Here is a 7772-nt window from a genome sequence, read left to right on the forward strand (position 1 = left end):
AATATGGCAATGCCGAGATCACCATGCCGCGCCGCGCGGTGCTGTCCTCGCAGGAAGACGGTGGCTGGAGCCTCGCGCCGACTCAGATCGGCTTCGGCGGCGGCTTCGCGATTGCCGAGGGCAGCTTCGGCGGCGGTGCCACGGCCTTGAACCTGCAATTGTCCAAAATGCCGCTGCGGCTGCTCGACTTGGCGGGCGCGGACCTCGGCCTTGGCGGGCGGCTGACCGGGATCATCGACTACCGCCAGACGGGCCGCGAGGCACCGACGGCGCGCGCGCGCGGGCGGATCGAGCGCTTCAGCCGCGCCGGACTGGTGCTCTCTTCCAAGCCCGTAAATGTCCTCGCCGTGGTCGACCTGCGCGCTGACCGCCTGACCGCCGCCGCGCGCCTGTTCGAGGGCGAGGAGCGGCGCGGCGACATCTCGCTGGCGGTCCTCGACCTTGCCCCCGACGGCGCGCTGGCTGACCGGGTGATGCGCGGTCGCCTCGGCGCGCGGCTTGCCTTCGACGGGGCGGCCGAGACCCTGTGGCGCCTCGCCGCGGTCGAGGCCTTCGATCTGGCCGGCCCGGTGCGGATCGACGCGCGCGCGACCGGTACACTCGCCGATCCGCGCATCACCGGCAATGTCGCGAGCGATGATCTGACCGTGCAGAGCGCGCTCACCGGCACCCGCATTTCCGCGGTCAAGGCGCGCGGGCGGTTTGCCGGATCGCGGCTCGAACTGGCGAGCTTCGCCGGGCAGACCGTCGGCGGCGGCACGGTGAGCGGCAGCGGCACGATCGATCTGGCGCAGATGAGCCGCGCGCGCGGGCCGGTGCTCGATCTGCGTGCGGCGGTAAGGAATGCGCGGCTGCTCGATGCCAACGGGCTCGAGGCGACCATCACCGGCCCCTTGCGGATCGTCTCGAACGGTATCGGCGGCACCATCGCCGGCCGCGTGACGGTCGACCGCGCGCGATGGGCGCTGGGCAACGCCGCCGAGGACCGCGCCCTGCCGCGCATCGCCACCCGCGAGATCAATGGCGAGGACGGGCGCGCGCGGGCGCAGGCCTCGGGCCGCGATGCCTCATGGCGCTATCTCGTCAACGCCTCGGCTCCGGGGCGCGTCGCGGTCGAGGGGCTGGGGCTGGAGAGCGAGTGGGGCATCGACATCGCGCTGCGCGGCACGGTCGCCGATCCGCGCATCGGCGGCACCGCGCGGCTGGTGCGCGGCGACTACACCTTCGCCGGCACCCGCTTCGAGCTCACCCGCGGGCGCATCCTGTTCGATGTCAACGAGGCGATCAACCCGCGGCTCGATATCCTCGCCGAGACCGCCAAGAACGGCACCAATGTCGATATCGCGATCACCGGCAACGCCCAGGCGCCGAGCATCGCCTTCTCGAGCGATCCCTCGCTGCCCGAGGAGGAGATTCTCGCGCGGCTGCTGTTCGGCGGGTCGGTCACATCCCTGTCGGCTACCGATGCGGTGCAGCTGGCGGCAGCGCTGGCGGCGCTGCAGGGCGGGGGCGGGGGACTCGACCCGATCGGGAGCTTGCGGCGCACGATCGGGCTCGACCAGCTGCGCATCGTCAGCGCCGACCCGCTGACCGGGCGGCAGACGGGGATCGCGATCGGCAAGAACATCACCCGGCAGATCTATGTCGAACTGGTCACCGACGGACGCGGCTACAGCGCGACGCAGGTCGAATACCGCATCACCAGCTGGCTGGCGCTGCTCGGCACGGTGTCGACCATCGGGCGCGATTCGGTGCTGGTGCAGGTGAGCCGGGATTATTGAGGATATCGCGCGCCGACCAGCGTGCGCGATCAACCTTCACTCATATACAATTCCGCCTCAGCCGCGCGGCGTCTGACGAGCCCCTGCAGCACCCGCCCGCCGGCCCGCGTCCAGCGCGAGAATTCATGCGCGGCGCCCGCATGATCGCCCGCGATGTGCTTCTTGGTCAGCGTCGCGGTGCCGATCGCCCCGGTGTTGTAGTGGAAGCTGACCATCGCATCGAACTGGCTCTGGGTGGTCGGTGCGGGCCCGATCGCTTCGGCGACATCGGCGGCATAGCGGACGAGGTCTGCAGCAAGGCGTGCATCGCACTGCGCCTGCGTCCAGCGCGTGCCGGGGCCGATCCTGGAGCCGTCGAAGTGGTCGCGGCCGGTGGCGCCCCAGCCGATGGTCCACGGATCGTCCCCCGTGCCGGGGTCGGGATAGGCCTCGACCGTCCCGTCGCCGCGCAGCCGCGCGCAGCCCTCGAAGCGCTTGATCAGCGTGATTCCCGCCGCGCCGACGTGGCGGTTGGAGGGAAGGGGCTGATTGGCGGGCATGGACACAAGCCGCCGCAGATAGGCGAGCATCTTGGTCGAGTGCGGGGTGGACATCGGGAGCCTCCTCAAATGCGTGAGGCCCGGCGATTCAGCACGTTTTGCGCGAGTAGGAAAATGGTTTCGAGCAGATGCAGCGCCCAGACTGCGCGCGCTGGCGGCAGGGGGTGACAAGAGCTCTTGACTGACAAGAGTTCTTGTCTGTAAAGAGGTCTTGTCAGGCAGCGGGGCGATTCGGATCGCGATGCACCCCGGGGCCGGAACGCATATCATCACCTTGAAGTCGGAATTGAACGTGGAAAATCGTCTGAAACACTACCGCGATGTGAAGGGTTGGAGCCAGGGCGAGCTTGCCCGGCGGCTCGGCGTGTCACGGCAGACGATCAACGCGGTCGAGACCGACAAGTACGATCCCTCGCTCCCCCTGGCGCTGCGCATGGCGCGCCTGTTCGGGGTGACGGTGCCGGATCTGTTCATCGATCACTGGGAGCCTGTAGAATGATGACCGAGGAAAAATCCCCCGCCACCCCTCGCCCCGAAACTCCGAAATGGGTCAGGAAGATCCTCTTCCCGGCGCTGGCCGGCGGCGTGGTCGGCTATGGCGCTGCTGCCGCAGCGCTGCATTTGATCGGTCTTGAGCCGGTCGGCGGGCTCGGCAAGTCCCCCACCATCGCCACGCTGGTCGGGGTGCTCTATATCGTCATCGGCCTTGCTGTCGGCCTCGGCACGTTGAGCCCCAGGGTCGGCGCACGTTTCCTCAATGTCGAGGACGCCGACGAATTGCGCGAGCTGAAGAAGGTGCTGACCAGCTCGGGTTCGGCGATGGTGCTGTGGGGCGTGGGGCTCATCGGCCTCGCGCTGGCCGCTCCCGATGGCCCTGTGCCGCAGGCCGCGGCGCTGGCGCTGGGCGCGGGCGGGCTGGTGATCGGCACGCTGCTTGCGATCCCTTCCTATCGCCTGAGCGACGAGCTGATGCGCGCGGTCAACCTTGAAGCGGGCGCGATCAGCTATGGCCTGATGCTGCTGTTTGCGGGCGGATGGGCGATGCTCGCGCACCTTCGCTATGTCGCCGCGCCTGCGCCCCTCGATCTGCTGACGCTGTTCTATGTCGTTGTGCTGCTGGCGAGCTTCATCGCCACCGGCCGGCGCGGGATGCTGACGCCGCGCTGATCCGGCCGCACGGCGCAAGAGAAAGGGGGCGCCCGCCGGCTGGCGGGCGCCCCCCTTTTTTGTTGCGGCCCGAGCCGGTGATCAGAAGCGGTAGGTCGCGGTGCCTCGCACCACCTGCGCTTCGGCCGTGTCGCGCCCGATGGTGGTGTCGCCACCGACGCTGATCGTGAACGGCCCATTGCCGAAGGTTGCGGCGAGGCCGAGTTCGACCCAGGTCTGATCCGCCGTTTCGAGCGCGAAGCCTGCGTTGGGCCCGATCCCGGTCGCGAAGTTGGCGCCGAGCAGCGACGGGCCGTCCTCGAACTCCCACACCAGCTGCGCGTTGGCGTTGATCGTGACGGTCTTGCCAGCCTTCTCGTAATCGACGCCGAACCGCGCCTGGCTGCTGGTGTAGTTCTCGCGTGCGATGCCGAGCGCCAGCGTGCCGCCGGTCTCGCGTACGGTGGTCAGATCGACGCTGGCATAGCGCGCCTCGAGCCCGGGCGAGATGGTGCCGAAGCTGGTGGCAAGGTCATAGGAGATGCCGAGCGCGCCCGACACCAACAGGTCATCGGACTTCGAGGCCAGCGTCTGGGTCGTGCCGAGGAAGCCGACGGTGCGCTGCGTGTCGAAGCCCATGCTGCCGAGCGACAATTGCCCGTCGATCACCAGCCCGCCCGAGAGGGCGTGGCGCAGGTAGAGCGATGCAGCGTAGGTGTCGTTCTCGACCAGCTGGCCCAGCGGCACGTCGGCTTCGAGCGAGCTGTAGAAGCCTGACAGGCCGACCAGCGTGCTGTCGCCCGGATAGAACTCGATCCCGCCGGCGATGTAGTAGCCGTCGAAATCGGTCTGGGCGGTAAAGCTCGGCAGGCTGCCGGCATCGCCGGTGATGTAGCCGCCGGTCAGGAAGATGCCCAGGTTCTCGGGCAGGTTGCCCTCGGTGGTGACAGTATCCTCGGCCCCGTCCTGCAGCGCCATGACCTCGGCCCCGATCGGCTGGCTGGCCGGCGAGAAGCTGAGCTGTGCGAGTTCCAGCGGGCGTCCGGTTACGGCAATCTTGCCCCCGGAGTTGCTCTTGTCCGCGGTGCGCAGGCGGATGTCGTTGATGTTCTGGATGGTGTTGATGGTCTGGCCCGACAGCGTGCGCACCGCCTGCTCGTTCACCGGGGCGAGCCCGACGAAGGTGCTGCGGATCGTGTCGGTCGATGCGAAGTCGAGCGCGTAGAGACCGGAGAGTGCCGCGTTCGAACGGTTCTGGTCGAACAGCTGCGCATAGGCGCTCTGCACCGGATTGTTGCGGTCGATCACCGTGCTGTAGCTCGCCGCGGTGATCTGCAGCAGCACCGCGTTGGGCTGGTAGGTGAACGACTGGCGCAGGATCGGCGAGATCGTGAGCGGGGCGAAGGTGCCGGTCACCCCGTTGGTGGCGGTGACAATGGAGAACTGGCGGCCGAGGCCGTTGACCTGTCCGGTGATGCCCCCGAGCGCCACGGTGCCGCCGACATTGGCCGAGCCGGTGACCGCGATCCGGTCAGCATTGGTGCCCGCGATGTCGATCATCGTCACCGTGCCCGATGCCAGGACGAGGTTGCCGGTGAAGTTCAGCGTGCCGATCGTGCCCATCGTGCCGGGCGAAATCGTGCCGGCGACGCTGGTGGTGAAGGGCGCGATGACCGTGCCGGTGCCCTGCAGCATCCCGGCCAGCAGCGCGAAGTCGCCTGCCGAGGAGAGCGTCCCGTTGAGGGTGATCGTGCCGCCCGCCTGGGTGACGTCGATCAGCGAGTTGAGCCGCGCGCCGGTGTTGATCGTCAGCCCGGCGGTGTTGCGCACGGTCAGGCGGTCGATCGTAACCGTGCTGCTCAGCGAGGTGGTGCCCGCATTGCTGAGCGTCACGTCGAAGTAGCGCGGCAGCACGCCCTGGAGGCGGTTGCCGGCCGTGTTGTTCGGCACGAAGTTGGTCGCGCCCGGCAGGCCGTTGGCGATGGTCGGTGCGGGCAGCGGTTGCGCAGCCGCCTGCGCCTCGGGCTGGGCGAGAGCGGGGTCGATCTGCGCCGTCGCAGGCTGGTTGGTCGCCGTGCCGTCGGGCGAGATGGTGGCAGTGCCCAGGTTGTTGTCGGTGGTGCCGATCGGGCCGGTGCCGGCGGTCACGGTTCCGGTTGCCAGATCGAGGCATTCGTTGAACGGGCTCAACTGGAAGCAGGCCTGGCCGAACTTGCCGGAGGTGCCGGTGTTCTGCTCACCGGTCTGGGTCGGCACGCCGTTGATCGGTTGGCCATTGGGCCCGAGGATGAAGTAGGCCGGATCCTGCAGCGATACCCAGCGGGTCGGGTCTTCCCAGTTGCCGTTGCCCGCATTGGCGCCGACATAGCGATAGGGATTGTTGGCCGCGATCCAGTCCCAGTAGAGATAGAGCGGCTGGTAGAAGCTGACCGTGCCGTAGCCGTTGGCGGGCTGGCCGTTGAAGAAGCGGGTGTATCCGCCCGAAAGCACGCCGATCACCAGCTGGCGGGTGAAGGCCTGGCTCAGGATCAGCGGGCCGCCCGAATCCCCGCCCGCCGTGGTGCCTTCATTGGGCAGGCCATTGTCGCGGAAGGCGTTGAAATCGAACCGGCTGGCACCGGCAGTGCCGCGCGCCGGATCGTCAAAATCGATGAAGTAGAGGTTCTGGATGAGGTTCGCGCTCGCACCGGGGCCGAACAGGAAGCCCTCGAAATCGGCGAGCGAGGCGAGTGCGCCCAGCCAGTTTTCGGCCACGCGGCGGCGGAAGTCGATCGGCTGGGTGCCGCTGGTGCCGGTGCCGTTGCCACCGTAGCCAGCCAGCGCCACCCGGTAACCGGTGCCGTTCGCAGCGGTGATCTGCCCGGGCGCCGGGAGCGGCGAGAGCAGGATCGACCAGGTCGGGATGCCGGCCGCCGGCGTGTCGAGCGCGGCGATGGCGACGTCGCCGTACAGGAATCCGCGCGACGCCGGTTCGAGCGAGAGCGGGTTATAGGCGACCGCATCGACGTTGAAGAACGCCTGGGCCGTATTGGTCTGATACCGGCCTGTCGCGTTCGGGCCGGTCCCGAACAGCCAGCGCACCAGTTCGTCGGTCTGCCCGGGGGCGTTGGCGCGCAGGTTGGTCTCGAACCCGAAGCCGATTGCGGTGCCGCCCGAATTGGCACCGTAGGCGGTTGCCGCGCGGGTGTTGACGCAGTGCGCGGCGAACAGGACGGTGCGCGGGTTGATGAGCGAGCCGGTGCACAGCCCCACCCCGCCGCCACCATTGTCGACGATCATCTGCGCGACGCCGGTGATGTTGACCGGATCGCGCGCGGTGGTCGACGTGCCGGGCACGGCGATGAGAATGCTGGGGTCAAGCTCGACCGCATCGGGGCGCACGAACGCCTGCTGATGGTAGGTGAACACGTCCTGGCGCTGCGCGGCGAGTTCGGCCGCTTCGGCGAGCAGCCGGGTGGTCTGATCTTCCTCGCTCGTGTGCGGTTCCGGCTCGACGGCAATCAGGCGGCCGGGCGTGGCGGTTTCGTTCGGAGCCGTGGCGTGGGCCGGGGCGGCGACGGCGGCGATCGAGAGTGCGGCAAGGGCCGTGCCCGCCAGGAACTGGCGGCGCGGGGCGGACAACGTCTTCATGGGCGTTCTCTCCAATGGGATTCGGTCGCGGGATCGACCGGATTGGCGCATCCTAAGACCGCTTAAGCGTTTCCGACAATTGGGCTTTGGCGACCATCCCTGCAAATGTGTCGCACTGTTGCACAAATGCGTCAACGCATCGCAAGGAATAACGAATATCCCATATACAGCGCCACCAGCAGCCCGCCCTCGCGCCGCGACAGCCGCCATCCCGAGCGCAGCTGCACCAGCAGCAATGCGGTGACGCCGAGCATCACCCAGATGTCGGCAGCAGCGATCTCTATCGGCACTTCGATCGGCCTGATCACCGCGGTGATTCCGAGAATGCCGAGGATATTGTATATATTGGAGCCCACCACATTGCCCAGCGCCACATCCGCGTGCTTGCGCAGCACCGCCACGATGCAGGCGATGAGCTCGGGCAGGCTGGTGCCGATCGCGACCACGGTGAGGCCGATGACGCTCTCGGAAACCCCCGCCGCGCTCGCCAGCACCACCGCGCCCTCGACCAGCCAGCCGGCACCGAATATCGCCGCGGCGAGCCCTGCCAGGATCATCCCGCCGAGCACGAGCGGGCCGGTGTTCGGCGGCACGGGGCGGTCCTCGGCCTCTGCCTCGTGCCGCGCTGCCTCGGGGCAGGGGGCGGCGCTCTCCGAACGGTAGGCCCACCAGACAT

5 protein-coding genes and 1 pseudogene are annotated in these 7772 nt (G+C 68.4%); 3 read left to right on the forward strand and 3 right to left on the reverse strand.

The annotated features are described in order from the left end of the window. Positions 1-1781: translocation/assembly module TamB domain-containing protein (locus NBV68_RS15535; RefSeq protein ID WP_296311415.1), on the forward strand; the 1781-nt coding region annotated here is incomplete at its 5' end. 29 nt (positions 1782-1810) lie between these two features. Here the strand turns inward: NBV68_RS15535 and NBV68_RS15540 are convergent. Further along, the gene (locus NBV68_RS15540) at positions 1811-2374 is read right to left on the reverse strand and encodes a lysozyme (RefSeq protein ID WP_296311417.1); all 564 of its coding nucleotides are present in this window, start codon (positions 2372-2374) and stop codon (positions 1811-1813) included. A gap of 238 nt (positions 2375-2612) precedes the next feature. Between NBV68_RS15540 and NBV68_RS15545 the strand changes: the two genes are divergently transcribed. Both NBV68_RS15545 and NBV68_RS15550 read left to right on the forward strand, forming a co-directional pair. Further along, a complete protein-coding gene (locus NBV68_RS15545) occupies positions 2613-2819 on the forward strand; it encodes a helix-turn-helix transcriptional regulator (protein WP_296311419.1) in 207 nt (68 codons plus the stop codon). Further along, positions 2816-3487: a hypothetical protein gene (locus NBV68_RS15550; RefSeq protein ID WP_296311421.1), complete on the forward strand. Its 672-nt coding sequence runs from the start codon at positions 2816-2818 to the stop codon at positions 3485-3487. Before NBV68_RS15545 ends, NBV68_RS15550 begins: the two co-directional genes overlap by 4 nt. 81 nt (positions 3488-3568) lie before the next feature. On the opposite strand, the gene NBV68_RS15555 is transcribed toward NBV68_RS15550, so the two are convergent. Further along, the gene (locus NBV68_RS15555) at positions 3569-7096 is read right to left on the reverse strand and encodes an autotransporter domain-containing protein (protein WP_296311423.1); all 3528 of its coding nucleotides are present in this window, start codon (positions 7094-7096) and stop codon (positions 3569-3571) included. Positions 7097-7227: 131 nt separating this feature from the next. Then, positions 7228-7772: pseudogene (locus tag NBV68_RS15560) on the reverse strand (sodium:calcium antiporter); the annotation flags it as partial.

The sequence above is a fragment of the Erythrobacter sp. genome, assembly GCF_023653175.1.
Classification (GTDB): domain Bacteria; phylum Pseudomonadota; class Alphaproteobacteria; order Sphingomonadales; family Sphingomonadaceae; genus Erythrobacter.

What these genes read in the sequence shown, in the direction of transcription:
- NBV68_RS15540 (WP_296311417.1), bottom strand. Translation starts at nt 2,374, where the DNA reads ATGTCCACCCCGCACTCGACCAAGATGCTCGCCTATCTGCGGCGGCTT.
- NBV68_RS15550 (WP_296311421.1), top strand. Translation starts at nt 2,816, where the DNA reads ATGATGACCGAGGAAAAATCCCCCGCCACCCCTCGCCCCGAAACTCCG.
- NBV68_RS15555 (WP_296311423.1), bottom strand. Translation starts at nt 7,096, where the DNA reads ATGAAGACGTTGTCCGCCCCGCGCCGCCAGTTCCTGGCGGGCACGGCC.